Here is a 24,642-nt window from a genome sequence, read left to right on the forward strand (position 1 = left end):
CCTGATTTATGCTACAATCCCACCACACAGACACACCACAAGGACGTCAACTATGGCTGGCCACAGCACCCCTGTGCGCGTCGCACAGACTGGCGACAACAAATTTCTAAGGGCCGTTGCTGCCCTGTCTACTTTGGCGGGCTGGACCTCGGCTGCGATGATTGTCGCGGCTGTCGGGATCACCTGTCAGATGATCTTTATCCGCTTTGTTTTGAACGGCTCGACCGTGTGGCAAACCGAGGCCGTCATCTATCTGGTCATCGCGGCGACCCTGATCGGTCTTCCGTACGTCCAGCGCCTGCGCGGCCACGTGAATGTCGACCTGATCCCTATCTCTCTTGCACCCAAGGCCCGCTTTGGAATGTTTTTGTGCACGTCCATTCTGTCGATCGTGATCGTTGCGATCATGCTTTGGTACGGATTTGAGTACTGGCATTTCGCATGGGACCGCGGCTGGCGGTCTGACACCGTCTGGGGCGTACGCCTTTGGATTCCCTATCTGGCCCTGCCCGTCGGTTTCGGCCTTTACCTACTACAACTGATCGCTGATCTGATCGCTGTCCTGATCGGCGCGGATAAGCCCTTTGGCCTGGAGGCCGACTGATGGATCCCCTCGTCCTTGGCGCATTGGTTGCGCTTGTCACTATCTGTGTTCTTTTCTCGGGCGTGTCTGTTGCGCTTGGCCTGCTGATCGTTTCCGCCGGTTTCCTGATCGTATTTGATGGTATGCGGTCGCTGGAACTGATGCCGGAAATCCTGTTCGGCAAACTTGATAACTTCGCCCTACTGTCCATCCCGATGTTCATCATCATGGGGGCGTCTATCGCCTCGACCCGTGCGGGCGCAGACCTGTACGAGGCTCTTGAGCGTTGGCTGACCCGCGTTCCCGGTGGTCTGGTCGTGTCCAACCTTGGCGCCTGCGCGCTGTTTGCCGCGATGTCGGGATCGTCCCCCGCAACCTGCGCCGCGATTGGCAAAATGGGCATCCCTGAAATGCGCAAGCGTGGCTATCCCGATGGCGTGGCCGCAGGCTCTATCGCTGCGGGTGGCACGCTGGGCATTCTGATCCCGCCATCTGTGACGATGATCGTCTATGGTATCGCCACTGAAACCTCGATTGGCCGTCTGTTTCTGGCAGGCGTCATCCCCGGCCTGCTTCTGGTGGGTCTGTTCATGGCGTGGTCGCTGTATTCCACATGGAAGTCTGGCAATGCGGCGCAGCTGGGATCGGGTAGCTACACTTGGGCAGAACGGTTCGAAATCCTGCCGCGCGTTCTGCCGTTCCTGCTGATCATCATCGGCGTTCTCTATGCGATGTATGGCGGTGTCGCGACACCGTCTGAAACTGCAGCGGTTGGCGCGCTGATGTGTCTGGTCATCGCGATGGTCATCTACAAACTGTGGAACCCGCGTGATTTGTGGGTCGTCCTGCGGGACAGCACCAAGGAAAGCGTTATGATCCTGTTCATCATCGCCGCCGCAGGTGTGTTTTCCTACATGCTGTCATCGCTGTTCATCACGCAAAGCATCGCGGAATGGATTGGCACGCTGGATGTGAACCGTTGGGTCCTTATGGGCGCGATCAACCTGTTCCTGTTGGTTGCGGGCTTCTTCCTGCCGCCGGTCGCGGTCATCCTGATGGCAGCGCCGATCCTGTTGCCGATCATCACAACGGCAGGCTTTGATCCGATCTGGTTCGCGGTTGTTCTGACGATCAACATGGAAATCGGCCTGATTTCCCCGCCGGTTGGTCTGAACCTTTACGTGATTAACGGCATCGCGCCTGATATCTCGCTCAAGACCATTCTGGTTGGGTCTCTGCCCTTTGTGGCCTGCATGGTGATTGCCATCATCCTGCTGTGCCTGTTCCCGGGTCTGGCAACTTGGCTGCCTAACGTTGTCATGGGAACCGCGATATGACGCTGCTTGCCGATCTTCTGTCGACCGTTTTCGAACGGCGACACCAAAATCAGGCCGGATCGGGCAAAGATGGCCGCCCGATCTACGAACTGGCCGAAGCCCTCGTCGGGGCTTCGTCCGAACCCTCGGGTCTGGCATTGGCCTCCGATATCCTTAGTCGCTACGAAGTGATGTCGGACGCAGACAAACTGGCGTTTTTCAGCCAAGTGGCAACGGGCATGGATATCGATCCTCCAACGGTACGCGAAGCGCTTGACGCATATGAGGAAAGCCCATCCAAAGCGACTTATCGCGCTTACACCGAGGCCTGCGAACCCCGCCGTCAGGAACTGATCCGCCGGTTGAACAGCGTGCCCGGCGCCACAGAGCGTCTGGTGCGGATGCGGGCCGATCTCTTGCGCCTCGGGGCTAAAGCGCCCGAGCTGCAGGCGCTTGATCTGGATTTCCGTCACCTGTTTGCCAGTTGGTTCAACCGTGGCTTTCTGGTGCTGCGCCCCATCAACTGGGAAAGCCCTGCGCATATTCTGGAAAAGATCATCGCCTATGAGGCTGTTCACGCCATCGACAGCTGGGATGACCTGCGCCGCCGATTGCAACCCAGTGACCGGCGCTGCTTTGCCTTCTTCCACCCCTCCATGCCGCAGGAACCGCTGATCTTTGTTGAGGTGGCCCTGACCAAAGGCATCGCCAATTCGGTGCAAAAGCTGCTGTCCGAAGATCGCACGCCGATGACCGCGGCTGACGCGGACACAGCGGTGTTCTATTCGATTTCCAACTGTCAGGCCGGACTGGCCGGTATTTCCTTTGGCAATTTCTTGATCAAACAAGTGGCGGCTGATCTGTCGGCCGAACTTGGCGGACTGAAAACCTTTGTCACCCTGTCCCCCATCCCGAAAATGGCGGATTGGATTTTGCAGGAAAACATCAGCTGGGATCAATCAAACCCCGAAGGCACCCGCATTCTCGCAGCCCACTACCTGACACAGGCCAAATCCCGTGGCGGTTTGCCCTATGATCCGGTGGCGCGATTCCACCTTGGGAACGGCGCGATTTTGCACGCAGTTCATGCAGATGCCGATATTTCCCCCAAAGGACGCAAACAGTCTGGCGGGGCGATGGTGAATTACCTTTACGATCTGAAAAAGATCGAAGAAAACCACGACGCTTTCGTCACACGACAAGAGGTGGCCACGTCAGATGCGGTTGATGCTCTGGCCAAGGCCGCCGCGACCAAACAGAACTAGAAAGGCGCTGTCATGGCAAACCCCCTTTACGATCGCTTGTTCGGGGCCCATGCGGGCAAATCCACCCCCTTCCTGCACCTGCCGGATGGCAGCACGCTGACCCATGATGCGTTTCTGAAAATCGCAGCGCAGATCGCCAATGCGATGACGGAAGCAGGCCTGAAAGCCGGTGATCGCGTCGCAGCCCAGATCGAAAAATCGCCCGAGGCACTGGCCCTTTACGCCGCTTGCGCACAGGCGGGTCTGATCTTTTTGCCGCTGAACACCGCCTACACCGCAGACGAGCTTCAATATTTCATCGAAAACAGCGGTGCGTCCTTGGTTGTGTGCGATGCCGCTAAGTCCGACACCATTACGCCAATGGCCGCTGCGCTGAATGCTCAGGTCGAAACGCTGAATGCCGACGGCTCTGGCAGCTTGATGGACAAGGCCAGCGCACAGCCTGACAGCTTTGCCACCGTTGACCGCGATGGCGATGATCTGGCGGCCTTCCTGTATACGTCAGGCACCACGGGCCGGTCCAAAGGCGCGATGCTGACGCAGAACAACCTGCTGTCCAACGCCGAAACGTTGGTCGATCACTGGCATTTCACCGATCAGGACGTTCTGCTGCACGCCCTGCCGATTTTCCATACGCACGGGCTGTTCGTTGCATCGAACATCATGCTGCTGGCGGGGGGCGCGATGATCTTCCTACCCAAGTTCGATCTGGACGTGGTGATCGCGCGCCTCCCCGAGGCGACCTCGATGATGGGTGTGCCCACCTTCTATACCCGCCTGCTGAGCGATGATCGCTTTGACGCAGAGCTGACCAAAGACATGCGCCTGTTCATCTCGGGTTCTGCCCCGCTGCTGGCAGAAACGCATATCCAGTTTGAACAGCGCACCGGCCATCGCATCCTTGAACGTTACGGCATGACCGAAACCAACATGAACACCTCGAACCCCTACGACGGCGAACGCCGCGCGGGCACTGTTGGCTTCCCGCTGCCGGGTGTCGAGCTGAAGATCACAAATCCCGATGACGGCTCCACCCTGCCTGATGGCGAGATCGGCCAGATCGAAGTACGCGGCCCGAACGTATTCAAAGGCTACTGGCAGATGCCCGAAAAAACCGCCGCCGAGCTGCGCGACGACGGGTTCTTTATCACTGGCGACTTGGGCAAGGTGGATGAGGACGGCTATGTCCATATCGTCGGCCGCAACAAAGACCTGATCATTTCCGGCGGCTACAACATTTACCCAAAAGAAATCGAGCTGCTGTTGGATGACCAAGCGGGCGTTCTGGAAAGCGCAGTTATTGGCGTGCCCCACCCCGATTTCGGTGAAACCGTTCTGGGCATTATCATCCCCGAGGCCGGCGCCACCCCCGATCTGGATCAGATGATGGAGGCGGTGAAGACGTCGCTCGCACGGTTCAAGCATCCGCGCAAACTGATCCTGATGGACGAACTGCCGCGCAACACTATGGGCAAGGTTCAAAAGAACATCCTGCGGGACGATTTCAAAGACATGTTCGCGCCTGCCTAGGGCCACATCCTTAAAGCAAAAAGGGCCGCTTTCATCGCGGCCCTTTGTTATATTCAGGCTGTCGAGCGTCCTGACAAAACACCTATGGCTGTCAGCGCCAACGCCAGACCGCAGCCTGCGGTTCGGATATAGTTCCGAACTTTCCACGGGTCCGAATAAGCGCTCCAGATCGCTTCAGCCTCATCAAGGCTGTCCGGTACGACCACCAAACCCAGAGCTTCGTTCATCGGGACCAGAATTGTGAAGGTCATGACGTTATTGAACAGCAAGGTCGTGATCGTGGCCGCCAGAAACCAGCCTGCGGCAACCCGCTGCCCCTTGGCGAACTGAACCGCGGTCGTAATCCCCAGAACCACCACTGTGCCAAAGAAAACCGGCGCGAATACCGCGTTACGGATGGATCCGTTCATGGCCTGCATCGCCTGAATGGCGACCCGGGGATCCGTGGCATCTAGCCCCCACATTGTCGAACAGATCCACGCATAGAAAAACCCAAACAATGCACCGCTGAACATGAGCGACAAAAAGGAAAACGATTTTTCCATCATGGTTATACCTCTCCTTAAAAAACCGTACACATAGTTACGGATTGCCATATCCGTAACTATGTGTACGGATAAACGCAAGCATTTTCAGAGGCCCTATGCGCGACGACAAAAAACAGGACAAACACGAAGCCATCACAACCGCTGCCTACGCCTTGCTGGCCGACAAGGGCTATGCAGGCGCGTCGATGCTGAGCATCGCAAAAGCAGCAAAAGCATCGAACGAGACGCTATATCGATGGTACGGCGACAAGCGCGGATTGTTTGAGGCTATGGCGCGCGACAATGCTCAGGGCATCCGGCATCGTCTGGAACAGGCCTTGTCCGATGATCAGGACGCGATGCAAGCGCTTGAACAAATCGCGCCGCTTCTGCTGTCGATGCTGCTGGACGACCGCGCGATTTCGCTGAACCGCGCTGCAGCGGCTGACCCCAGCGGCGAATTGGGTGCCGCGATTTCCGCAGGCGGACGGGATGAAATCGTGCCGCTGATCCGCTCTTTGATCAGCAGACTTGCGATCAAAGACACAGACGGCCTGAACCCAACAGACCTGTTCGTGACGCTTCTGGTGGGTGATCTGCAAATCAAACGCGCGATCGGTGCCCTGCCCCAGCTTTCGCAAGAGCAAGTCACGCAACGCGCCCGTGAGGCATTGATCAGTTTTCGAAAACTGGTGGGCTTGGCTTAGAAATCCAGTCCCAAGTCCACAGTCCGCGCAGAATGCGTCAGCGCACCGGACGAGATATAGTCGACACCTGTCGCGGATATGGATGCAATCCGGTCCAGTTTGACGTTGCCGCTGGCTTCGGTCTTGATCCGGCCGTCGACCATTTCGACAGCCTTGCGAAGCGTGTCGTTGTCCATGTTGTCCAACAGCACAACGCTCGCGCCGCCGACCTCTAGCACCTCTTCCAGCTGGTCCAGACGGTCCACTTCGATCTCGACAGCCATCATATGGCTGGCGTGGGCTTTGCTGGCCTCAAGCACCTGACGCACGCCACCCGCCGCAGCGATGTGGTTGTCCTTGATCAGGATAGCATCCGACAATGAATAACGATGGTTGAAACCACCGCCATGCAGCACGGCCAGTTTCTCGACAATCCGCAGACCTGGCGTGGTTTTACGCGTGCAGGTCACACGCGCGTTTGTGCCTTTCGTTTCCGCAACAAACCCTGCCGTCTTGGTCGCAATGCCCGTCAGACGACCGGCAAAGTTCAAGGCAACTCGTTCGCCTGACAGGATCGACGCCGCCGATCCGTTGATCGACATCAGCGTTTCACCCTTTTTGCAGGGCTGACCATCGGCGACATGCGTCACGATCTCAAGCGTCGGGTCCACAAGACGGAAGGCCAAGGCCGCCACCTGCATTCCGGACACAACCGCATCTTCGCGGGCGTTCAGACGGGCCTGATAGGTCGTCCCATCGGGGATCACCGCGCGTGTGGTGACGTCACCATAGGTGCCCAGATCTTCTAGCAAGGCATTGCGAACGGTGGCTTCCAGAACCAGATCGGGAACGCTGGCATAGCTCATGTCGGTGTCTCCGTAATTCGGGTGCGCAGGGCGATGGCCTGATCGAGAGTGATCAACGAACGTTCGCCGGTTTCGCCGTTTGCTTCTGGGAAGTCCGAGCGGAAATGCGCGCCACGGCTTTCTTCACGCATCAACGCGCAGGCGGCAATCATGGTGGCTGTCGCCGTCATGTTCATAAACGACGGGCTGTCGCCATAGGCCTTTTCCAAAGCGTCAATCTTGCGCAAAGCGTTTTCCAGACCTTCACGATCGCGTACCACGCCAACAAGGTTTGTCATCGTCTGGCGCAGCTCCTGAACGCCCGCGGCATCAGGCGGTGTGCCACCTGTGTCAAAGGAGATCTCGACCTCGCTCGCGTCAGACATTTCGGGCAACTGCGCCTCGATCCCTTCGGCGCAAATGCGCGCGAAAACAAGTGCTTCCAGCAGGCCGTTCGACGCCAAACGGTTCGCCCCGTGCAGACCGGTCGAAGCTGCTTCACCACAAACCCAAAGACCATCGAGCGAAGCCCGACCGTGATCATCCACCGCAATACCGCCCATATGATAGTGGGCCGCTGCGGCGACGGGGATGGGTTCGAATTCGGGATCAATGCCATTGCGCGTGCAGGCATCGGTGGCTGTCAGGAACAGCTGTTTGACCTTTGCGCCCAGCGCCTCTCGCGTGTCCAGCATCGGGCGGTTGCCTGCTTGGGTCTGGGCAAAAATCGCGCGGGCCACGATATCGCGCGGGGCCAACTCGGCATTGGGATGGACCGAGGTCATAAACCGTTCGCCATCCTTGTTAATCAGGATCGCCCCTTCGCCGCGCAACGCCTCGGTCGCAAGTGGCGCGGGGTCTTCGCCCACGTCGATGGCTGTGGGGTGGAACTGAACAAATTCGGCATCGGCAATCTTGGCCCCTGCCCGTGCGGCCATGCCAATCACCTGACCGCGAATACGCGGGGGATTGGTTGTCAAAGCGTACAACCCGCCCGAGCCGCCACCAGCCAAAAGATAAGCCGCGCCACGCACCATCACGGGCGCGGATCGGTCTTCGGCCGCGTCCTGAATGGCGATGCCAGTGACTTTACCGTCTTCTGTATCCAGACCCACGGCCATGGTGCCTTCGAGCACTTGAATGGTCGGCGACTGGCGCACCTGTTCGATCAGAGCGGCCATGATCTCGGCCCCGGCCTGATCGCCTTCGACACGGACCACGCGTGCAAAGCTGTGCGCGGCTTCCAGCGATAGTACGTATTGCCCGTCGTCCGTACGGTCGAACGGCGTTCCAAGTTCGGTCAAATCAAGGATGAAGTCGCGCGCATGCCGTGTCACCAGATCAGCGATCTTGGGGTCAACCGTACCGGCCCCCGCCTTGACCGTGTCATTGGCATGGTTTTCAGGGCTGTCCGCCTGATCCATCGCCGCAGCGACACCGCCCTGCGCCCAAGCCGAACTGGCCCCTTCGCCCAGTACTTCGGGCGAGATCATAAGGACGGGCCGCGGCGCGAGCTTCAGCGCTGCATACAGCGCCCCAAGCCCCGCGCCGACAATGACGATACGGTCAGTGGTGACAGTTTTCATAAGCGGGTTTACAGCCCCAGTTTGCGCGACAGATCAATCATACGCTGAACAGAAAGACGCGCCTTTTCAGCGATTTCCGGATCGACCTCAACCTGGCCTTCCATCGTGTGCAGCGCATAGAGGATTTTCTCAAGCGTGATCTTTTTCATGTAGGGACACATGTTGCACGGCTTGGCGAATTCCACTTCGGGCAACTCATCGGCGATATTCGATGCCATCGAACATTCAGTGACCAGCATCGCCTTGGCGGGCTTGTTGTCATGCACCCACTTGATGATGCCGCTGGTGGACCCGGTGAAATCGGATTCCGCCACAACGTCCGGCGTACATTCCGGATGGGCGATGATCTTAACTTCCGGATCCATCTCGCGGTAGGCGCGCAGATCGTCGGCTGTATAGAGTTCATGCACGATGCAGGACCCCGGCCAGTAGACGACCTTCTTCTTGGATTGGTTCGCCACGTTCTGCGCCAGAAACTGGTCCGGCGTCATGATGACGGTATCGCTGTCCATCGCATCAACGATCTGCACCGCATTGGCAGAGGTACAGCAAATATCGGACGCGGCTTTCACCTCGGCCGTGGTGTTCACGTAAGACACAACGGGCGCGCCGGGGTATTTGGCGCGCATTTCTTCAACGCCTTCAGCGGTAATGCTTTCGGCCAGCGAACAGCCCGCTTCCATATCCGGCATCAGCACGATTTTCTCGGGACTGAGGATTTTGGAAGTCTCGGCCATGAAATGCACACCGGCCTGCACGATCACATCGGCATCGACCTCGGTTGCCTTCATTGCCAGTTGCAGGCTGTCGCCCACGAAATCGGACACCGCGTGGAAAATCTCGGGCGTCATATAGTTATGGCCCAGAATAACCGCGTTACGCTTTTTCTTCAGTTCGTTGATGGCTTTGACGTATGGCGCGTAAATCGCCCAGTCAGCCGGCGATACGACGCGATCCATCTTGTCGTAGATATCTTTCATCTCTTCTGCCAACTCGGGCGAAGGTGTCAGATCATAGTGTTCCGCCAAAACAGAACGAACGTGGGGTATATCAAGCACTAGGGCGGCCTCCGTCTCTGTGGGCTCGTACTAGGGTAATGATGGGAATGCAGCAAGCATTCAAAAAGTGGGAATATTGCTGAAACGGTATCATTTTGCCGCAGTTATCGCGTTTTGCGGAGTGTTTGGGAAACTTCACGCATAAAAAAGCACGGTGGAGACCACCGTGCCTTTTATTGTAGCAAACGCTGTATCGCGCCTTTCAGGGGTCAAGCCGCGACAAATTTCAGCGATACCCCGTTGATGCAGTGCCGCTTACCGGTCGGTTTGGGACCGTCATCAAAGATATGCCCCAAGTGCGACCCGCAGCGGCTGCAATGGCATTCAGTCCGCGTTATAAACAGCGATCTGTCCGCCTTGGTTCCGATCGCGCCCCCGCGTACCGGTTGGTAAAAGCTCGGCCACCCTGTGCCACTGTCGAATTTATGTTCGGATGAATACAGCGGCAGGTCGCAGCCGCGGCAGATGTAGGTGCCTGCCGCTTTGTTATCGTTGAGTGGCGAAGTAAACGCGCGTTCGGTCCCCTCCTGTCGCATGACTTTGTATTCCAAGGGCGACAGCATCGCTTTCCACTGAGCCTTGGTCCGCGTGATTTCAAAACTTCCCTCTGCAGCAGAAGCGCGTGACGCGCCCATGCCGAATGCAGCCAAACCTGCGATCGTGAAATGACGTCTGTTCATCTGTATTCTCCCGGTAAAAGCGGCATGACCCGCCCCTGAAATAGGGGGACTCTGGGCGGGCCATGCCTTCAGGCTATGTTAATTACATAGCCGGAAGCAGAACCCGATCAATCACGTGGATCACACCATTGGATTGTTTCACGTCTGCAATCGTCACGTTCGCAACACGGCCCTGCTCATCGGTCAGGGTAATCTTTCCACCGGCCATTTTTGCCTGCAGAACACAGCCACCCACGGTTTGAACCGCGTGCATGCCGTTGTCGTCTGCGATCATACCCGCAATCGCATCGGACATCGCGTTGGCCGCAACCACGTGGCAGGTCAGAATTTGCGTCAGTTGCGCCTTGTTCTGGTCCATCATCAGCTGCGACAGGCTTTCGTCGGAAATCTTATCAAAGGCTGCGTCGGTCGGGGCGAAAACCGTGAACGGTCCGGGGCTCATCAGCGTGTCGACAAGACCGGCCTGTTTAACAGCAGCAACAAGCGTTTCGTGATCTGCCGAGTTCACAGCGTTTTCAACGATGTTCTTTTCGGGGAACATCGCAGCACCGCCAACCATCGGGTTACCTGTTTGCGCGTGGCTTTCTGCAAAGGCCGCTGTGGACAGGGTTGTTGCGACAATTGTGGCTGTCAGCATTTTCATAGACATAGGTCTTCCTCCTAAAATTCGATCCGGCGATTGTCGCCGTGATGCCCTTAGCCACGAGGAAGACAGAAAGGAGTTTCAGGTTTTTTTCAGATTTTCGTTCACGAGAGCGTGATTGAACCCACAGCGCGGATCGGGCCTGTCGGCGCGCCTGTTTGCGAACCGCCGTCCGGTTCTTCGGACACGGCGAACAACGCACCATCGACGTCCCTGGGCAAGGCATCAGGCCACGAAATCAAAGCAACGCCGTCGTCTGGCAGGACGCCCAACGATACTGGCGCATTTTCTCCGACTATCAGCCACAGTTCGTGATCGCGTCCATCGGGAGCCAGCCCCTGCACCTGCGCAACTTCCAGAACGCCGCGTCCGGCATCAAACACAGCACTCAGGCTGATATTGGCAGCGACCGGATCGGCGGGTTCAAGATCGGCACGATAAACAGGCCCGTCAGCCACCTGCCCCGGCATCTCAACCAGTCCGGTGTCGATTGCGACAAAGGCCAGCATCGCAGCCGCAATGCCCCCTACCGCATAAGGCCACAGCCAGCCGAACAGTGACTTGCGTTCGTCTTCGCCAAAGAGCCGCGTATCAATGGCGCGCTTTACCCGGCCCGGCGGCGTGGCCTCGGGCAGACGATCGACCATCGCGGCGAAATGGTCCGCCCAGCGCGCCACTTCGATCACCAGGTCTTCTTCGGTGTCCAGCCGTGCCTCGAACGCCTCAAGCTCTTCGGGGCCAAGCAGCCCTAGCACATATTCCGCAGCTAGAACGCTATCGGGTGTCGCGCCTCCGGACGTGTTTTCAGGATCTGTCATTGAACCAGACACTCCCGCAATTGCTGAAGACTTCGACGCAACCATGTGCGGATCGTATTCAGCTTAACGCCTGTGGCATCGGACAATTGCTGATAGGTGTCGCCGTCCAGATATGCGCGTTCGATCAGAACCGCGCGATCCGCTGGAAGTTCTTTCAAACACATTTCAAGCCGCGCACGTTCACCAGAGGCAACCACCTGCGCTTCCGGGCCAGGCCGGTCGTCTGCAACCACCTCGGCCAGATCCAGCTTTTCAGACGCCTTAGGCCCCGCCTTACGATAGCGATCAATCGCAATATTTCTGGTCAGGGTGATCAGCCATGTCATTGGTGAATATCCGTTCGTCCGGTACATATTGGCCCGGTGCCAAATGCGAAGAAACGCCTCTTGAAGGGCCTCTTCCGCTTCGGTCCGGTCTTTTAACACACGTAGACACACCGAAAATAGTTTCGCGGACGTCCGGTCATAGAGCAAAGAAAACGCGTTCCGGTCGCCCAGCGCTATTTTAGACAGCAAATTCTCGATTTCTTGTTGTGGTGTCATCAGAGTTAATTTGCCGCGCTCGCATTATGCCGGAAGAGTCTGGATAAAGGCCCCCTGCAGGTTTAGACGGGCGTTGTGGCCCTTGCCCCCGCGCGAGATATGTTGCACCACATGACCAACAAAAGCCCATTTCAAACGAAGGACACTATGACTATGGCGGACGGTTCGATCGACATCAACGCTAAACCGACAGAGCAGATCTCGGTCCGCGATGTGTTCGGCATCGACTCTGACATGGTTGTCCATGGTTTCCCCGAGCGCACAGACCGAGTTCCGGATCTGGATTCGACCTATCGCTTCGACCACGACACCACATTGGCCATTCTGGCGGGCTTTGCCTACAACCGCCGTGTGATGATCCAGGGTTATCACGGCACAGGTAAGTCCACGCACATCGAACAGGTTGCCGCACGTCTGAACTGGCCTTGTGTGCGTGTGAACCTTGATAGCCACATCAGCCGTATCGACCTGATCGGTAAGGACGCGATCCGTCTGGTTGACGGCAAGCAGACAACCGAGTTCCAGGAAGGCATTCTGCCGTGGGCGCTGCGCAACCCGACAGCGATCGTGTTCGACGAATACGACGCTGGCCGCGCCGACGTTATGTTCGTGATCCAGCGTGTTCTGGAAGTTGACGGCAAGCTGACGCTTCTGGACCAGAACCAGGTGATTACCCCACACCCGTTCTTCCGGATCTTCGCGACAGCGAACACTGTTGGTCTGGGCGATACAACCGGCCTCTACCACGGCACACAGCAGATCAACCAAGGTCAGATGGACCGTTGGTCTCTGGTCGCCACGCTGAACTATCTGCCGCTGGATGCCGAGGTTGATATCATCGTCGCCAAGAACCCCAGCTATGACACCGACAAGGGCCGCAAGACTGTGCGTCAGATGGTGACGGTTGCGGAACTCACACGGACCGCCTTCATGAACGGTGATCTGTCGACCGTTATGTCGCCCCGTACCGTGATCGCATGGGCGCAGAACGCGACGATCTTCAACGACATCGGTTATGCGTTCCGCCTGTCGTTCCTGAACAAATGTGACGAGCTTGAGCGCCAGACAGTCGCCGAATTCTACCAGCGCTGCTTTGACCAGGAACTGCCCGAAAGCGCAGCAAGCCTGTCGATGGGCTGATAGCTCTGATCACTGCAAACAGAATTCAGGGGGCTGCGGCCCCCTTTTTCGTGCGCTATGGTTTGCAGGACAGAACATCGCTTTCGGTGATGATCAGATCCAGTGGCTGATCCGTCGGCTCAAGCGGCAGATCAGGATCTTCCTGCGCATTGAAGGCAAAGCCAACTGCCAGAACCGGCCCCTTTGCGCGAAGCAGCTCGAGCGTCCGGTCATAGAACCCGCCGCCATACCCCATACGCCCGCCTTCACGGCTGAAGGCCACCAGCGGGACAATCACGATCTCTGGTCTGATCCAGACCTTTTCTACCGGTACATAGGCACCGAACGCCCCCGTCTCCATGGCGCAATCGGGATCCCATTGCGCAAAGTCCAAGGGCGTATCAGCCGCCTTGATGACAGGCACACCGACAGGGCCATGTGCGCTGGCTTCGGACATGGCGGGAAGCGGGTCGATCTCGGTCCGGATGGGCATATAGCCGGCAATCGGCACACCGCGATAGCCTGCCAGAAACTCGGACAGCTTACCGGCCGCACCGGGACCTTGGGCATCAAACGCCGCCTTACGCCGTGCAAAACCGGCCTTCCGCGCGACGGCCTTTGGATCAGTCGTCATAGCAGGATCACCGTTGCAAGACCGAGGAAGGCAAAGAAGCCGATCACGTCGGTTACAGTTGTCACGAAGACACCCGATGCCAAGGCGGGGTCAACACCCAGCTTCTCAAGCAAAATGGGTATGCCCACACCAGACAAGGCCGCCACAAACAGGTTGATGATCAGCGCCACGCCAATCACGAAGCCCAACAAGGGCGAGCCGAACAAGAGCGCTGTCACCATCGCCAAAGGCACGGCCAGTATCAGCCCGTTCAACAGGCCCACGAACATTTCACGCCGAATAACCCGAAACGCGTTCGATCCGGTCAAGTCGCGCGTCGCAAGCGCGCGCACCGCAACGGTCAAAGATTGCGTACCGGCGTTGCCGCCCATGGACGCCACGATCGGCATCAAGACCGCCAACGCAACCAAGGCTGCAATCGTATCTTCGAACTGCGCAATCACGGTCGCAGCCAAAGCCGCTGTGCCAAGGTTCACCACCAGCCAAGGAATACGTTTCTTGGTCGTCTCGATGATCGTGTCGGACAAAGAGCTTTCTTCGCCAACACCCGCAAGGCGCAGAATGTCTTCTTCGTGTTCCTCATCCAGAACCGCCATCGCGTCGTCGATGGTAATCACACCGACAAGACGTTCGGTTTCATCCACAACGGGGGCCGAGATAAGATGGTACTGGTTGAACGCATAGGCCACGTCGCCTTCGTCCCGTGTCACCGGAATGACGTGAAAACTGTCGTCCTTGATCGAGTCCAGCAAAACCTCGCGCCGTGACGCCATTAGTTTGCCCAAGGCGATCTTGCCTACGGGGCGCAGGCGCGGGTCCACCATGATGATGTGATAGAACTGGTCCGGCAGATCATCCTGATCACGCAGGTAATCAATCGCCTCGCCCACGTTCCAATGCTCGGGCGCCATGACGACTTCGCGCTGCATCAGACGACCGGCAGAATATTCTGGGTACGTCAGCGACTGCTGAACCGCGATCCTGTCGCTGTCTTCGAGCACATCAAGAATGGCTTCGCGGTCGCCTTCTTCAAGGTCTTCCAGAAGGTCGACAACGTCATCCGAATCCAGTTCCCGCACCGCGTCGGCAAGAACTTCGGGGTTCAGGATGCTGATCACTTCTTCCCGGATGCTTTCATCCAGTTCCGAAAGGATTTCGCCGTCGAATTCGCGATCATAAAGCTTGATCAGGCGCAGTCGGTCGAACGCGTTGATCTGCTCCAGCATGTCGGCGATGTCCGCCGCATGCAGCGGCTCCATCAACTCGATCAGCCGTTCCCGATCCTGCACATCCACCGCATAGAGAATCGCGGCCACGGTTTTCGGGGAAAGAACGTAGTTGTCGTCTTCCTCGGAAACGGTTTCAGCAGCGGTTTCTACCTGATCTTCGGTCATACAGCCCCTTTCGCGCGCTTCCGTAACGTTTAGATTGCGTACCTACGCGCGGGGACCATATGGCAGGTCTCTGGAAAGAAACAGGTGTCGGCGAAAATTTTGCTGGTGCGCAGAAAGGGTGGCGGGCATGGCTTTGCTTTTGGGCCGTATCTTGGAAATTTCGGGCGATCCGTTTCAGGACGGTCTTGATGCGGTCACGATCCGCACCGATGGCGCAGTGCGTATTGTCAACGGTCTGATCGCGGAAACAGGCGATGCCGCAGCCCTGCGCGCGGCTTATCCAAACGACGATATCACAGACTACGGCAATGACCTGATCTGCCCCGGTTTCGTCGATGCGCACGTACATTTTCCGCAAACCTCCATCATTGCCAGCTGGGGCAAACGGCTGATCGACTGGTTGAACAGCTACACCTTCCCCGAAGAAATGCGCTTTGGCGATCCGGACTACGCCGCGATGATCGCCGCGCGGTATTTCGATCTGACGCTGGCCAATGGCACCACAACTGTTTGTTCATTTGGCACCGTGCACCCGACCAGTGTGGATGCCTTTTTCACCGAGGCACAAACACGCGGCCTGCGTGCCTTAACCGGCAAAACCTGTATGGACCGCAACGCGCCCGAAGGCCTGCGGGACACAGCGAAATCCGCCTACGACGATAGCAAAGCCCTGCTGGATCGCTGGCATGGCGTGGATCGTCTTTCCTACGTCATCACACCCCGCTTTTCGCCGACGTCGACGCCGGAACAACTGCATACGCTTGGCGGGCTTTGGGCCGAGCGGCCCGATTGTCTGATGCAAACGCACCTATCGGAACAGACCGATGAAATCGCGTGGGTCAAATCCCTGTTCCCCGAAGCGCGGGATTATCTGGACACCTATGAACAAACCGGCCTGTTGGGGGAAAATGGGCTTTATGGCCATGCGATCCATCTGGAACCGCGCGAGATCGACAGGCTGTCCGAGGTCAACGCCGCCCTGATCCACTGCCCGACATCAAACACCTTCATCGGCTCGGGGCTGTTCGACATGGACGGCCTGACATCGCGCGTGCGCGTTGGTTTGGCCACGGACACCGGCGGTGGATCCTCGTTTTCCATGCTGCGTACAATGGCGGCGGCTTATGAGATCGGACAACTGCGCGGACGCCCCTTGCATCCTGCAGAACTGATGTGGCTCGCCACGGCAGGGTCGGCACGGGCGCTGAAACTCGACAACAAAATCGGGCGCGTCGCCAAGGGGTACGAGGCCGATCTTTGCGTCCTGAACCTATCCTCGACCGAGGCCATCGCACAACGCGCCGACCGCGCCAGCGATGCGTGGGAAGAGGTCTTTGCCTCCATCATGATGGCCGATGACCGCGCGGTGCGGGACGTCTGGGTGAACGGCAACCGCGTTCAGCGCTGACGCTCTCTCCGCAGCTTGGCGAAATACTCGACCCGTTTTTTTAGGTCGCGCTCGAACCCGCGCTCGACCGGCGCGTAGAATTCGGGCCGCTTCATCCCGTCAGGGAAGTAATTCTGGCCCGAAAACGCGTCTTCCTGATCGTGGTCATAGGCATATCCGTCGCCATAGCCCTGATCCTTCATCAAGGATGTGGGCGCGTTCAGGATATGCTTGGGCGGCGGGGCGGACCCCGACGAAGCAGCCAGACGACGCGCGGCTTTATAGGCCACGTAGTTGGCGTTCGATTTGGGCGCCAAAGCCAGATAGATCACCGCCTGTGACAGGGCCAACTCGCCCTCGGGGCTGCCAAGGCGTTCGTAGGTCTGCCAGCTTTGCAGACAAAACGCCTGCGCCTGCGGATCGGCCAGACCGATATCTTCCACTGCCATACGCGTCAGGCGACGCGCCAGAAAACGCGGGTCTTCACCGCCTTCCAGCATGCGCGAAAACCAATAAAGCGCCGCATCCGGATCGGACCCGCGCACTGATTTGTGCAGGGCCGAGATCAGATTATAATGCCCGTCGCCGGATTTGTCGTAGTTCGCCGCCCGCCGCATCAGACGCGCGCGCAGGTCTTCGATCTCAAGCGGTTTGGCGACGCGCCACGCCATCGCCTGTTCAACAAGGTTCAGGAATGCGCGGCCATCACCATCGGCCATTTCGATCAAAGCCGCCCGTGCCGACGGGATCAGGGGCAATTCGCGCTCCAACACGGCCTCGGCCCGCTGCGCCATCAGTTCCAGCTCGTCTGGCGACAGGCGTTCCAGCACCATCACCTGCGACCGGCTTAGAACCGCCGCGTTCAGTTCGAACGACGGGTTTTCCGTGGTCGCGCCCACCAACAGGATGGTGCCGTCTTCCATGTGGGGCAGAAAGCTGTCCTGCTGGGCTTTGTTGAAGCGGTGGATTTCGTCCACGAACAGCAACGTGCCCTGCCCGATCTTGCGCCGCTGCTTGGCGGCCTCAAACACTTTGCGCAGGTCAGGAACACCGGTGAAGATCGCGCTGATCTGGACGAAATGCAGATCAGTTTCCTGCGCCAGCAAACGTGCGATCGTCGTCTTCCCGACGCCCGGCGGCCCCCAGAATATGATCGAGCCCAATGCGCCCGCATCCAGCATGACGCGCAGCGATCCTTCGGGGCCAAGCACCTGGTGCTGACCAATAACTTCGGACAGGCTGGCAGGCCGCAAGACATCCGCCAGCGGGCGATGCGCGGGGCCTTCGGGCATGTCACCGGATTGGGACGGGCTATCGAACAGATCAGCCATAAATCACGCGCGGAACCTAAGCTGGATACGTTGGGACCCGCGAATGGCGGTGATCGCGATACGCGGTGCAGCTTTGGCCAAGGCTCGCGCCACCTGCGCCGGCCGTTCGATCACCCGCCCATTAATTTCCGTGATGATGTCGCCTGCCCGAAGACCCGCACGCGCGCCCCAGCGACCGGGATCAAGCACCACGATACCTTCGCTGTTCACAGGCAGCCCCAGTTCTTCGATCACCGCGGGATTGATCCGCGCAACGGTCAGCCCCGGCAGCACGTCGTTCCCGCCAAGGGTTTTCGTATTCCGCGCGGGGCTGTCCGGCGGTGCGATCAGATTGACCTTCAGTGCTTTGGTTTTCCCCTGCCGCGCGATCTGGACGCGCGCGGTTTCGCCGATGCCCTTCACGCTCATCCGATAGATCATCTCGGCCGGTGTGTTCACCGGCTGACGGTCGACCTGAAGGATCACGTCGCCTACACGCAGCCCTGCCTCTAGAAACGGGCTGGCGGGGTGGATGGCAGAAATCAGAATACCCTGAGGCGCGGCGCGACCCAGACTTTCGGAAATATCCGCATCCACCGATTGCCCTGTCAGACCGGCCCAAGGACGCTGGAAACGCTGTTCGCCTGATGTCGCCTGTTTGACAAACTGTTCAACCAAGGCTGACGGAATGGCAAAGCCAATGCCGTTCGATCCGCCCGACCGTGTCAGGATCGAGGTATTCACCCCGATCAAATCACCGTTGATATCAATCAGCGCACCACCCGAATTGCCGGGATTGATCGGCGCATCTGTCTGAATGAAATACCCCCGCGCGTTGCCCGTGGCCGTGCCTGACCGCGCAAGGCCGGACACAATGCCACTGCTGACCGTTTGGCCAACACCAAAGGGGTTTCCGATGGCCAGCACAAGTTCGCCCACCTCGACCGTGTCGCTGTCACGGAACCGAAGAAACGGCATATCACGCGCCCCGTCCAGCTTCAGGATCGCGATGTCGGATTCCTCATCCGCCAGCAAGACACGGGCGGCGTATTCTTCGCGCGTGTTCAGCACCACGCGAATATCCGTCGCCTGCCCCACCACGTGGTAGTTCGACACCATGATGCCGTCTGGCGACAGGATCACACCAGAGCCAAGCGAGTTCTGCACCCGCGGGCGCGGTGCCGCGAAATCACGGAAGAAATTGCCAAAGAACGGATCATCCGCAAAAGGCGACCGCTGTTCCACCACGCGCGACGCATAGATGTTCACGACCGCAGGGGCCGCCTGTTTCACCAATGGCGCGAATGACAGAGAGATTTCGGACTTGGATGCGGGAATGCGCGTGTCAGCCTGAACAGCGACCGGCAACATCAATACCAGAGCCAAAAGAATGCGGATCATGGGCCCTCCTGAAACGTTGTCACAGGATATGCGGGCCACGGGGGCCATTTGCAACCATCTCTGGCCACAAACGGCCCCTTGGGAGGGAACTGATTAACTCGCGAGGCTTAGGCCCGCGTCACGGCGCAACGCGACTGTGTGCGCCAGCTTGCGCATGGCCGCCTCGGTTTCGGCCCAGCCTAGGCATCCGTCCGTGATCGACTGACCATAGACCAAGGGCGTCTTGCCCAGCTTTTGCGCGCCGCCGACCAGATGGCTTTCCACCATGACGCCGGTGATGCGATGATCCCCATCGGCGATCTGCGTCCCGATTTCATGAAGCACCGCAGGCTGGCGCGCCGGGTCTTTGCCGCTGTTGGCGTGGCTTGCGTCGATCATGACCTGAGGACGCACGCCGTCGCGTTCGCAGGCAATGCAGACCGCATCGACCGAAGCCGCATCAAAGTTGGTCGCACCGCCACCACCGCGCAGGATCACGTGGCAGTCTTCATTGCCGCTGGTCGACACAATCGCCGCTTGGCCGCTGGCTGTTGTGCCCATGAAATGGTGCTGACCCGCCGCCGAACGCACCGCGTCAATAGCGATCTGGGCATTGCCGCGCGTGCCGTTCTTGAAGCCCACCGGACAGGACAGACCCGACGCCATTTCGCGGTGGATCTGGCTTTCTGTCGTCCGCGCCCCGATTGCCGCCCAAGACACAAGATCCGCAATGTATTGCGGCACGGTGGTATCCAAAAACTCGGTCGCTACCGGCAGGCCCATTTCGTTGATCTGCAACAGAAGCGTCCGCGCGGTTTCAAGACCTTCGTTAATGCGGAAGCTGCCATCCAGACCCGGATCGTTGATCATGCCCTTCCAGCCCGCAATGGTGCGCGGCTTTTCGAAATAGACGCGCATGACCACCTCAAGCTCGCCTTTTGTTTCCTCGCGCAGTTCCAACAACAGGCGCGCGTATTCGATGGCGGCAACGGGATCGTGGATCGAACAGGGTCCGACAATCGATATCAGACGGTCATCATTGCCTTTCAGAATGTTCTGAATAGCCTCGCGCCCTGCCCGCACTGTTTGCGCGGCGGCGTCCGAGACGGGATGTCGTCGGGCCAGTTCCTCGGGGGAAATCAGTTGCTGCATCTTTGTGATCCGTAGGTCTTGGGTGGTCATGGTGGTGATCCTTTTCAGGCCCCCGACGGACACAAAAAAACCGCCGGTGAGGGCGGTTCGGTGTGGTATCTTGTTTTAACGTTTTGTCAGAACGCACAAACCCCTGCCGCCGCCTTATGGCTCGGTGCATAAAAATACCAAAATGCTGCGTAGGTCTGTGTCATGTGGCAAAGGCTAGCGACAAAGATTTTGACTGTCGACAGGAAAAATGCGCTTTGGCTAAATTTTCTGTCTGACGTGCGGGCTACACATAGTTTTGGCATTTGAGCCTCAAAAAGCTGCCGTCGCAGCAGAACGAACATGAATGCTGTCACTGGTGTTCGGTCCACAGAAAGCCCGGATAGTGACCAAACTACATGACGAATGGTTGACTTCAATGGCTGCGATAATGACAACGTGAAGCATGAAAATCGCCCATCCCGATGTTGACTTCGACCGCCTTAGAGAAATCGGCTGGTCTCATTGGGACCCAATCGGGTTATTGGGCGTGACCGGGGGCTGGAAAGGTGAGCCCTATGAAGACGAGTACGACAGGTATCTTTATAACGCTGCGCAAATGTTGAAGAATAATTGTAGCGTCGCTGACGTCGCCGACTATCTCTTCCTCGTCCAATCACAAGAAATGCAAATCGGGCCCCAAGAGATTACTGACACAATTCGCGCCAAGCTTATTGGTGTGGCTCAGGCGATTTCGGACGATAAGCACATTTGGAAAAACTCCGAAACTTAGACGCCCGCCGACTTGACAGGAGTCAGCGCGACATGGCGAGAAACTCGCTATCCCCCACTACGCATCTTTCTTGGAAGACCGCCCATAGCCCGGACGCCCTGTCCCGCTTTGTTCAACGTCGAAGTTCCAGACAATAGCCATATTGGTGATCAACGCTCCAAGAAACGAGTAGCCCAACTGCGCTGGTGACAGAACAAAGGCGGCTGCCAGAAAGACCAGTGCATCTACTGCTAGCTGGAACCAGCCCGCTTTGAAGCCGGTCTTCTGTTCGATCATGATGCCGACAATCGTCATCCCACCGGCCGAGGCGTTATGGCGGAAGATCGCGACCAATCCGACACCACTACAAGCACCGCCCGCAATCGCCGCAACGGCAAGACTTAGGTCTTCGAATTTCAGGATCGTCGCCAGATACTGCGACAAAGCCGAAATGCCGGCCACGGCCACGACCGTACGGATGGCAAACGTACGACTGCGCTTCAACCACGCAAGAACCAGAAACGGGATACCGAGTGTGAAAAAGATCGGGCCGAAACTGTAGGGCAAAACGTAGGACAACAACAAAGCAATCCCTGCCGTCTGCCCCGTCACCAACCCAGCCGCCTTCAGGAACACAACGCCAAGACTGGCCATGCCAATCCCGAATGCCATGCCTTGAAGGTCGAATACGGAAACAGGAGTTTTCATTCAGACACCAGATGGTTTTGGAATTCTGCCATTCCCCTACCAATCCCTTGACAAAAGGCAATCTAAGAAAGCAAAAACCCCCGCCGAAATTCGACGGGGGTTTCAGATTGGCCGGTAAGGGCCGAATTCTTATGCTTCGGCTTCTGCCGCTGCTTCTTCTGCTGCGACGCGTGCTTTGTCTGCTGCGCCTTTCGCGTCGACGTCACGGTCGACCAGTTCGATGATCGCCATGGGCGCCATGTCACCGTAGCGGAAGCCAGCTTTCAGAACGCGGCAGTAGCCGCCCTGACGCTCTGCGTAGCGGGGGCCAAGCACGTCGAACAGTTTCGCAACGTGCATGTCCTGCTTCAGCTGAGCCGCTGCCTGACGGCGCGCGTGCAGATCGCCGCGCTTGCCCAGTGTGATCAGCTTGTCGATGACGCGCTTGAGTTCTTTTGCCTTCGGCAGAGTTGTTTTGATCTGCTCATGTTCGATGAGCGAGCCAGCCATGTTTGCCCACAGTGCCTTGCGGTGTTCGTGGGTACGGTTCAGGCGGCGGTAACCTTTTGCGTGACGCATGTTTTAGTCTCCTAATGCTTATGCTTTGTCAGGGGTAAGATGCGTGTCTCACCCTCTCCTTGGGGCGGGTGCCCGGGGTGCAGGGCAGGTTTCCCTGCCCCACTGATTAGACTGTCTTAGAAGTTGTCTTCCATCTTCTTGGACAGGTCTTCGATGTTGTCTGGCGGCCAGTCCTCGACATCCATGCCAAGGTGCAGACCCATACCGGACAGAACTTCTTTGATCTCGTTCAGCGACTTGCGGCCGAAGTTCGGCGTGCGCAGCATTTCTGCTTCTGTCTTCTGGATAAGATCGCCGATGTAGACGATGTTGTCGTTCTTGAGGCAGTTCGCCGAACGTACGGACAGTTCCAGTTCGTCCACTTTCTTGAGCAGAAGCGGGTTGAACTCGAGACCATCGTCTTCGTCCTGACGGCCAGCTGCTTCGGGTTCGTCGAAGTTGACGAAGATCGACAGCTGGTCCTGAAGGATACGCGCTGCGAATGCGATGGCATCCTCAGGCGTCACAGAACCGTCTGTTTCGATTTTCATGGTCAGCTTGTCATAGTCCAGAACCTGACCTTCACGGGTCGGCTGAACGTCGTAAGCAACCTTTTTGACCGGCGAATAGATCGCGTCGATCGGAATCATGCCGATGGGCGCATCTTCGGGTTTGTTCTTGTCTGCAGAGACATAGCCCTTACCGGTGTTAACTGTCAGTTCCACGAAGAAGTCTGCGCCATCATCGAGGTGGCAGATCACGTGGTCTTTGTTCAGAACTTCGATGCCGTTGGATTCAGCGATGTCACCAGCTGTGACAACACCCGGACCTTTGGCCGAAATCGACAGGCGCTTGGGGCCTTCGACTTCCATACGGATCGCGACGCCTTTGAGGTTCAGAACGATGTCGGTGACATCTTCACGAACACCGGCAACCGAGGAGAACTCGTGCAGGACGTTGTCGATCTGTACGCTTGTGATAGCCGCACCCTGAAGGCTCGACAGCAGGACGCGACGCAGTGCGTTGCCCAGTGTCAGACCGAAGCCGCGTTCCAGCGGTTCGGCGATCAGAGTTGCTGAGCGGGTCGGGTCGTTGCCCGGACGCACGTCAAGCTGTGTCGGCTTGATCAGTTCTGCCCAATTCTTATGGATCATGTAGACCTCCATTCCTGTCTCGGCCCCATGTCCTTAAGGCCGGAGACGCCCGAGGTTAAAAAAAGCGAAATGGGACCGCGCCCAAAGGCACGGCCCCTTGAAATAGTGTCCGGATTAGACCCGGCGACGCTTCGGCGGGCGGCAGCCGTTGTGAGCGATCGGTGTCACGTCGCGGATCGACGTGATGTTGAAGCCAACAGCAGCCAGTGCGCGCAGCGCGGATTCACGGCCAGAACCGGGGCCCTGAACCTCGACTTCCAGAGTTTTCACGCCGTGTTCCTGCGCCTTGCGGCCTGCATCCTCGGCTGCCAGCTGAGCAGCGTAAGGAGTGGATTTACGCGAACCTTTGAAGCCCATTGTGCCGGCAGACGACCACGAAATGGCGTTGCCCTGCACGTCAGAGATCAGGATCTTGGTGTTGTTGAAGCTGGAGTTTACGTGTGCAACGCCAGCTGCGATATTCTTGGAGACCTTTTTCTTGCCCCCACGACGGGTATCACGTGCCATGTGCTGAGACCTCCCTTACTTCTTCTTGCCAGCGATTGCTTTCGCCGGACCTTTACGCGTACGCGCGTTGGTGTGTGTACGCTGACCGCGTACGGGGAGGTTGCGGCGATGACGCAGGCCACGGTAGCAGCCAAGGTCCATCAGACGCTTGATGTTCATCTGAACTTCACGACGCAGGTCACCTTCAACGGTGAAGTTCGCATCGATGTGCTCACGGATGGCCAGAACTTCTGCGTCGGACAGTTCGTTAACGCGACGTGCGCGTTCGATGCCTACAGCTTCGCAGATGGCTTCAGCCGATGTGTGGCCGATACCTGTGATATAAGTAAGTGCGATCGGCACTCGCTTGTTTGTCGGGATGTTTACGCCGGCAATACGTGCCACGTGGTATTCCTCTTCGGTTGCGGTTCCGTATTTCCAGAACCTTTTTTCACAACAAACCGCCCAAGGCTGGGTGCCCGGTGGGCGGCGGCTGATCAGGTGATCTGCCATTTATCCGGACGGACTTATGGCAAGGCGATTCTCATAGAGATGGCGACGGG

Annotated in this window: 26 protein-coding genes; 8 read left to right on the forward strand and 18 right to left on the reverse strand. The window is 57.9% G+C overall.

Going from position 1 to position 24,642, the window contains the following annotated elements; genetic code table 11:
- Positions 1-52: 52 nt before the first annotated feature.
- From C4S59_RS09655 to C4S59_RS09670, 4 genes are read left to right on the forward strand one after another with little or no spacing between them, the layout of a single operon-like run.
- Complete coding sequence (locus C4S59_RS09655; RefSeq protein WP_103910225.1) at positions 53-604, forward strand: TRAP transporter small permease; 552 nt, start codon at positions 53-55, stop codon at positions 602-604.
- On the forward strand, positions 604-1,920 hold the full coding sequence (locus C4S59_RS09660) for a TRAP transporter large permease (protein ID WP_103910226.1): 1,317 nt from the start codon (positions 604-606) through the stop codon (positions 1,918-1,920). Before C4S59_RS09655 ends, C4S59_RS09660 begins: the two co-directional genes overlap by 1 nt.
- Positions 1,917-3,164 (forward strand): malonyl-CoA decarboxylase, encoded by a 1,248-nt coding sequence (locus C4S59_RS09665; RefSeq protein WP_103910227.1) that lies wholly within the window; start codon positions 1,917-1,919, stop codon positions 3,162-3,164. The genes C4S59_RS09660 and C4S59_RS09665 overlap by 4 nt, the downstream gene beginning before the upstream one ends.
- 12 nt (positions 3,165-3,176) lie before the next feature.
- On the forward strand, positions 3,177-4,694 hold the full coding sequence (locus C4S59_RS09670; RefSeq protein WP_103910228.1) for a malonate--CoA ligase: 1,518 nt from the start codon (positions 3,177-3,179) through the stop codon (positions 4,692-4,694).
- A gap of 53 nt (positions 4,695-4,747) precedes the next feature.
- Here C4S59_RS09670 and C4S59_RS09675 read toward each other — a convergent pair whose 3' ends face one another.
- Positions 4,748-5,242: an anthrone oxygenase family protein gene (locus tag C4S59_RS09675; protein ID WP_103910229.1), complete on the reverse strand. Its 495-nt coding sequence runs from the start codon at positions 5,240-5,242 to the stop codon at positions 4,748-4,750.
- Between the two features lie 95 nt (positions 5,243-5,337).
- Here C4S59_RS09675 and C4S59_RS09680 point away from each other — a divergent pair, with 95 nt between their 5' ends.
- Positions 5,338-5,928, forward strand: coding sequence for a TetR/AcrR family transcriptional regulator (locus tag C4S59_RS09680; protein ID WP_103910230.1), 591 nt, complete (start codon positions 5,338-5,340; stop codon positions 5,926-5,928).
- Here the strand turns inward: C4S59_RS09680 and nadC are convergent.
- From nadC to C4S59_RS09715, 7 genes are all read right to left on the reverse strand, one after another.
- A complete protein-coding gene (nadC, locus tag C4S59_RS09685) occupies positions 5,925-6,773 on the reverse strand; it encodes a carboxylating nicotinate-nucleotide diphosphorylase (RefSeq protein ID WP_103910231.1) in 849 nt (282 codons plus the stop codon). The genes C4S59_RS09680 and nadC overlap by 4 nt on opposite strands.
- A complete protein-coding gene (locus C4S59_RS09690; protein WP_103910232.1) occupies positions 6,770-8,338 on the reverse strand; it encodes an L-aspartate oxidase in 1,569 nt (522 codons plus the stop codon). The genes nadC and C4S59_RS09690 overlap by 4 nt, the downstream gene beginning before the upstream one ends.
- Before the next feature lie 8 nt (positions 8,339-8,346).
- Positions 8,347-9,396 carry a quinolinate synthase NadA gene (gene nadA / locus C4S59_RS09695; RefSeq protein ID WP_103910233.1) on the reverse strand — a complete coding sequence of 350 codons (1,050 nt, stop codon included), beginning with the start codon at positions 9,394-9,396 and terminating at the stop codon, positions 8,347-8,349.
- A gap of 209 nt (positions 9,397-9,605) precedes the next feature.
- Positions 9,606-10,076 carry a peptide-methionine (R)-S-oxide reductase MsrB gene (msrB, locus tag C4S59_RS09700; protein ID WP_103910234.1) on the reverse strand — a complete coding sequence of 157 codons (471 nt, stop codon included), beginning with the start codon at positions 10,074-10,076 and terminating at the stop codon, positions 9,606-9,608.
- An 82-nt stretch (positions 10,077-10,158) separates the two neighbouring features.
- Complete coding sequence (locus C4S59_RS09705; RefSeq protein WP_103910235.1) at positions 10,159-10,719, reverse strand: fasciclin domain-containing protein; 561 nt, start codon at positions 10,717-10,719, stop codon at positions 10,159-10,161.
- A gap of 104 nt (positions 10,720-10,823) precedes the next feature.
- Complete coding sequence (locus C4S59_RS09710) at positions 10,824-11,537, reverse strand: anti-sigma factor (protein WP_160006823.1); 714 nt, start codon at positions 11,535-11,537, stop codon at positions 10,824-10,826.
- Positions 11,534-12,079, reverse strand: a complete 546-nt coding sequence (locus tag C4S59_RS09715) for a sigma-70 family RNA polymerase sigma factor (protein WP_200813196.1) — start codon at positions 12,077-12,079, stop codon at positions 11,534-11,536. Before C4S59_RS09715 ends, C4S59_RS09710 begins: the two co-directional genes overlap by 4 nt.
- A 153-nt stretch (positions 12,080-12,232) precedes the next feature.
- Between C4S59_RS09715 and cobS the strand changes: the two genes are divergently transcribed.
- Positions 12,233-13,219, forward strand: a complete 987-nt coding sequence (gene cobS, locus C4S59_RS09720; protein ID WP_103910238.1) for a cobaltochelatase subunit CobS — start codon at positions 12,233-12,235, stop codon at positions 13,217-13,219.
- A 55-nt stretch (positions 13,220-13,274) separates the two neighbouring features.
- On the opposite strand, the gene C4S59_RS09725 is transcribed toward cobS, so the two are convergent.
- Both C4S59_RS09725 and mgtE read right to left on the reverse strand, forming a co-directional pair.
- Entirely contained in the window at positions 13,275-13,832 is a 558-nt protein-coding gene (locus tag C4S59_RS09725; RefSeq protein ID WP_103910239.1) for a 5-formyltetrahydrofolate cyclo-ligase, read from the reverse strand.
- Complete coding sequence (mgtE, locus tag C4S59_RS09730; RefSeq protein ID WP_103910240.1) at positions 13,829-15,226, reverse strand: magnesium transporter; 1,398 nt, start codon at positions 15,224-15,226, stop codon at positions 13,829-13,831. The genes C4S59_RS09725 and mgtE overlap by 4 nt, the downstream gene beginning before the upstream one ends.
- Positions 15,227-15,353: 127 nt before the next feature.
- Here mgtE and guaD point away from each other — a divergent pair, with 127 nt between their 5' ends.
- Positions 15,354-16,634, forward strand: coding sequence for a guanine deaminase (guaD, locus tag C4S59_RS09735; protein ID WP_103910241.1), 1,281 nt, complete (start codon positions 15,354-15,356; stop codon positions 16,632-16,634).
- Here the strand turns inward: guaD and C4S59_RS09740 are convergent.
- The 3 genes from C4S59_RS09740 to C4S59_RS09750 form a co-directional block, all read right to left on the reverse strand.
- Positions 16,625-17,944: a replication-associated recombination protein A gene (locus C4S59_RS09740; protein ID WP_103910242.1), complete on the reverse strand. Its 1,320-nt coding sequence runs from the start codon at positions 17,942-17,944 to the stop codon at positions 16,625-16,627. The genes guaD and C4S59_RS09740 overlap by 10 nt on opposite strands.
- A 3-nt stretch (positions 17,945-17,947) precedes the next feature.
- Positions 17,948-19,324 carry a trypsin-like peptidase domain-containing protein gene (locus C4S59_RS09745; protein ID WP_103910243.1) on the reverse strand — a complete coding sequence of 459 codons (1,377 nt, stop codon included), beginning with the start codon at positions 19,322-19,324 and terminating at the stop codon, positions 17,948-17,950.
- Positions 19,325-19,417: 93 nt separating this feature from the next.
- Positions 19,418-20,485 (reverse strand): 3-deoxy-7-phosphoheptulonate synthase, encoded by a 1,068-nt coding sequence (locus tag C4S59_RS09750; RefSeq protein WP_103910244.1) that lies wholly within the window; start codon positions 20,483-20,485, stop codon positions 19,418-19,420.
- A 403-nt stretch (positions 20,486-20,888) separates the two neighbouring features.
- On the opposite strand from C4S59_RS09750, the gene C4S59_RS09755 reads away from it, so the two are divergent.
- A complete protein-coding gene (locus tag C4S59_RS09755) occupies positions 20,889-21,215 on the forward strand; it encodes a hypothetical protein (protein WP_103910245.1) in 327 nt (108 codons plus the stop codon).
- Between the two features lie 57 nt (positions 21,216-21,272).
- Here the strand turns inward: C4S59_RS09755 and C4S59_RS09760 are convergent, their stop codons facing one another.
- The 5 genes from C4S59_RS09760 to rpsM form a co-directional block, all read right to left on the reverse strand.
- On the reverse strand, positions 21,273-21,902 hold the full coding sequence (locus C4S59_RS09760) for a YitT family protein (protein WP_103910246.1): 630 nt from the start codon (positions 21,900-21,902) through the stop codon (positions 21,273-21,275).
- A 129-nt stretch (positions 21,903-22,031) separates the two neighbouring features.
- Positions 22,032-22,460, reverse strand: coding sequence for a 50S ribosomal protein L17 (gene rplQ / locus C4S59_RS09765; protein WP_103910247.1), 429 nt, complete (start codon positions 22,458-22,460; stop codon positions 22,032-22,034).
- 116 nt (positions 22,461-22,576) lie between these two features.
- The gene (locus C4S59_RS09770; protein ID WP_103910357.1) at positions 22,577-23,593 is read right to left on the reverse strand and encodes a DNA-directed RNA polymerase subunit alpha; all 1,017 of its coding nucleotides are present in this window, start codon (positions 23,591-23,593) and stop codon (positions 22,577-22,579) included.
- A 114-nt stretch (positions 23,594-23,707) separates the two neighbouring features.
- Complete coding sequence (rpsK, locus tag C4S59_RS09775; RefSeq protein ID WP_072780049.1) at positions 23,708-24,100, reverse strand: 30S ribosomal protein S11; 393 nt, start codon at positions 24,098-24,100, stop codon at positions 23,708-23,710.
- A 15-nt stretch (positions 24,101-24,115) separates the two neighbouring features.
- Complete coding sequence (rpsM, locus tag C4S59_RS09780) at positions 24,116-24,484, reverse strand: 30S ribosomal protein S13 (RefSeq protein WP_103910358.1); 369 nt, start codon at positions 24,482-24,484, stop codon at positions 24,116-24,118.
- Between the last annotated feature and the right edge of the window lie 158 nt (positions 24,485-24,642).

Source organism: Thalassococcus halodurans, from assembly GCF_900108225.1.
In the GTDB taxonomy this organism is placed as follows: domain Bacteria; phylum Pseudomonadota; class Alphaproteobacteria; order Rhodobacterales; family Rhodobacteraceae; genus Thalassococcus; species Thalassococcus halodurans.

Bases quoted from the DNA above. Each gene is read 5' to 3' on its own strand.
- C4S59_RS09655 (WP_103910225.1), top strand. From the start codon at position 53: ATGGCTGGCCACAGCACCCCTGTGCGCGTCGCACAGACTGGCGACAAC.
- C4S59_RS09660 (WP_103910226.1), top strand. From the start codon at position 604: ATGGATCCCCTCGTCCTTGGCGCATTGGTTGCGCTTGTCACTATCTGT.
- C4S59_RS09665 (WP_103910227.1), top strand. From the start codon at position 1,917: ATGACGCTGCTTGCCGATCTTCTGTCGACCGTTTTCGAACGGCGACAC.
- C4S59_RS09670 (WP_103910228.1), top strand. From the start codon at position 3,177: ATGGCAAACCCCCTTTACGATCGCTTGTTCGGGGCCCATGCGGGCAAA.
- C4S59_RS09675 (WP_103910229.1), bottom strand. From the start codon at position 5,242: ATGATGGAAAAATCGTTTTCCTTTTTGTCGCTCATGTTCAGCGGTGCA.
- C4S59_RS09680 (WP_103910230.1), top strand. From the start codon at position 5,338: ATGCGCGACGACAAAAAACAGGACAAACACGAAGCCATCACAACCGCT.
- nadC (WP_103910231.1), bottom strand. From the start codon at position 6,773: ATGAGCTATGCCAGCGTTCCCGATCTGGTTCTGGAAGCCACCGTTCGC.
- C4S59_RS09690 (WP_103910232.1), bottom strand. From the start codon at position 8,338: ATGAAAACTGTCACCACTGACCGTATCGTCATTGTCGGCGCGGGGCTT.
- msrB (WP_103910234.1), bottom strand. From the start codon at position 10,076: ATGAACAGACGTCATTTCACGATCGCAGGTTTGGCTGCATTCGGCATG.
- C4S59_RS09705 (WP_103910235.1), bottom strand. From the start codon at position 10,719: ATGAAAATGCTGACAGCCACAATTGTCGCAACAACCCTGTCCACAGCG.
- C4S59_RS09710 (WP_160006823.1), bottom strand. From the start codon at position 11,537: ATGACAGATCCTGAAAACACGTCCGGAGGCGCGACACCCGATAGCGTT.
- C4S59_RS09715 (WP_200813196.1), bottom strand. From the start codon at position 12,079: ATGACACCACAACAAGAAATCGAGAATTTGCTGTCTAAAATAGCGCTG.
- cobS (WP_103910238.1), top strand. From the start codon at position 12,233: ATGGCGGACGGTTCGATCGACATCAACGCTAAACCGACAGAGCAGATC.
- C4S59_RS09725 (WP_103910239.1), bottom strand. From the start codon at position 13,832: ATGACGACTGATCCAAAGGCCGTCGCGCGGAAGGCCGGTTTTGCACGG.
- mgtE (WP_103910240.1), bottom strand. From the start codon at position 15,226: ATGACCGAAGATCAGGTAGAAACCGCTGCTGAAACCGTTTCCGAGGAA.
- guaD (WP_103910241.1), top strand. From the start codon at position 15,354: ATGGCTTTGCTTTTGGGCCGTATCTTGGAAATTTCGGGCGATCCGTTT.
- C4S59_RS09740 (WP_103910242.1), bottom strand. From the start codon at position 17,944: ATGGCTGATCTGTTCGATAGCCCGTCCCAATCCGGTGACATGCCCGAA.
- C4S59_RS09745 (WP_103910243.1), bottom strand. From the start codon at position 19,324: ATGATCCGCATTCTTTTGGCTCTGGTATTGATGTTGCCGGTCGCTGTT.
- C4S59_RS09750 (WP_103910244.1), bottom strand. From the start codon at position 20,485: ATGACCACCCAAGACCTACGGATCACAAAGATGCAGCAACTGATTTCC.
- C4S59_RS09755 (WP_103910245.1), top strand. From the start codon at position 20,889: ATGAAAATCGCCCATCCCGATGTTGACTTCGACCGCCTTAGAGAAATC.
- C4S59_RS09760 (WP_103910246.1), bottom strand. From the start codon at position 21,902: ATGAAAACTCCTGTTTCCGTATTCGACCTTCAAGGCATGGCATTCGGG.
- rplQ (WP_103910247.1), bottom strand. From the start codon at position 22,460: ATGCGTCACGCAAAAGGTTACCGCCGCCTGAACCGTACCCACGAACAC.
- C4S59_RS09770 (WP_103910357.1), bottom strand. From the start codon at position 23,593: ATGATCCATAAGAATTGGGCAGAACTGATCAAGCCGACACAGCTTGAC.
- rpsK (WP_072780049.1), bottom strand. From the start codon at position 24,100: ATGGCACGTGATACCCGTCGTGGGGGCAAGAAAAAGGTCTCCAAGAAT.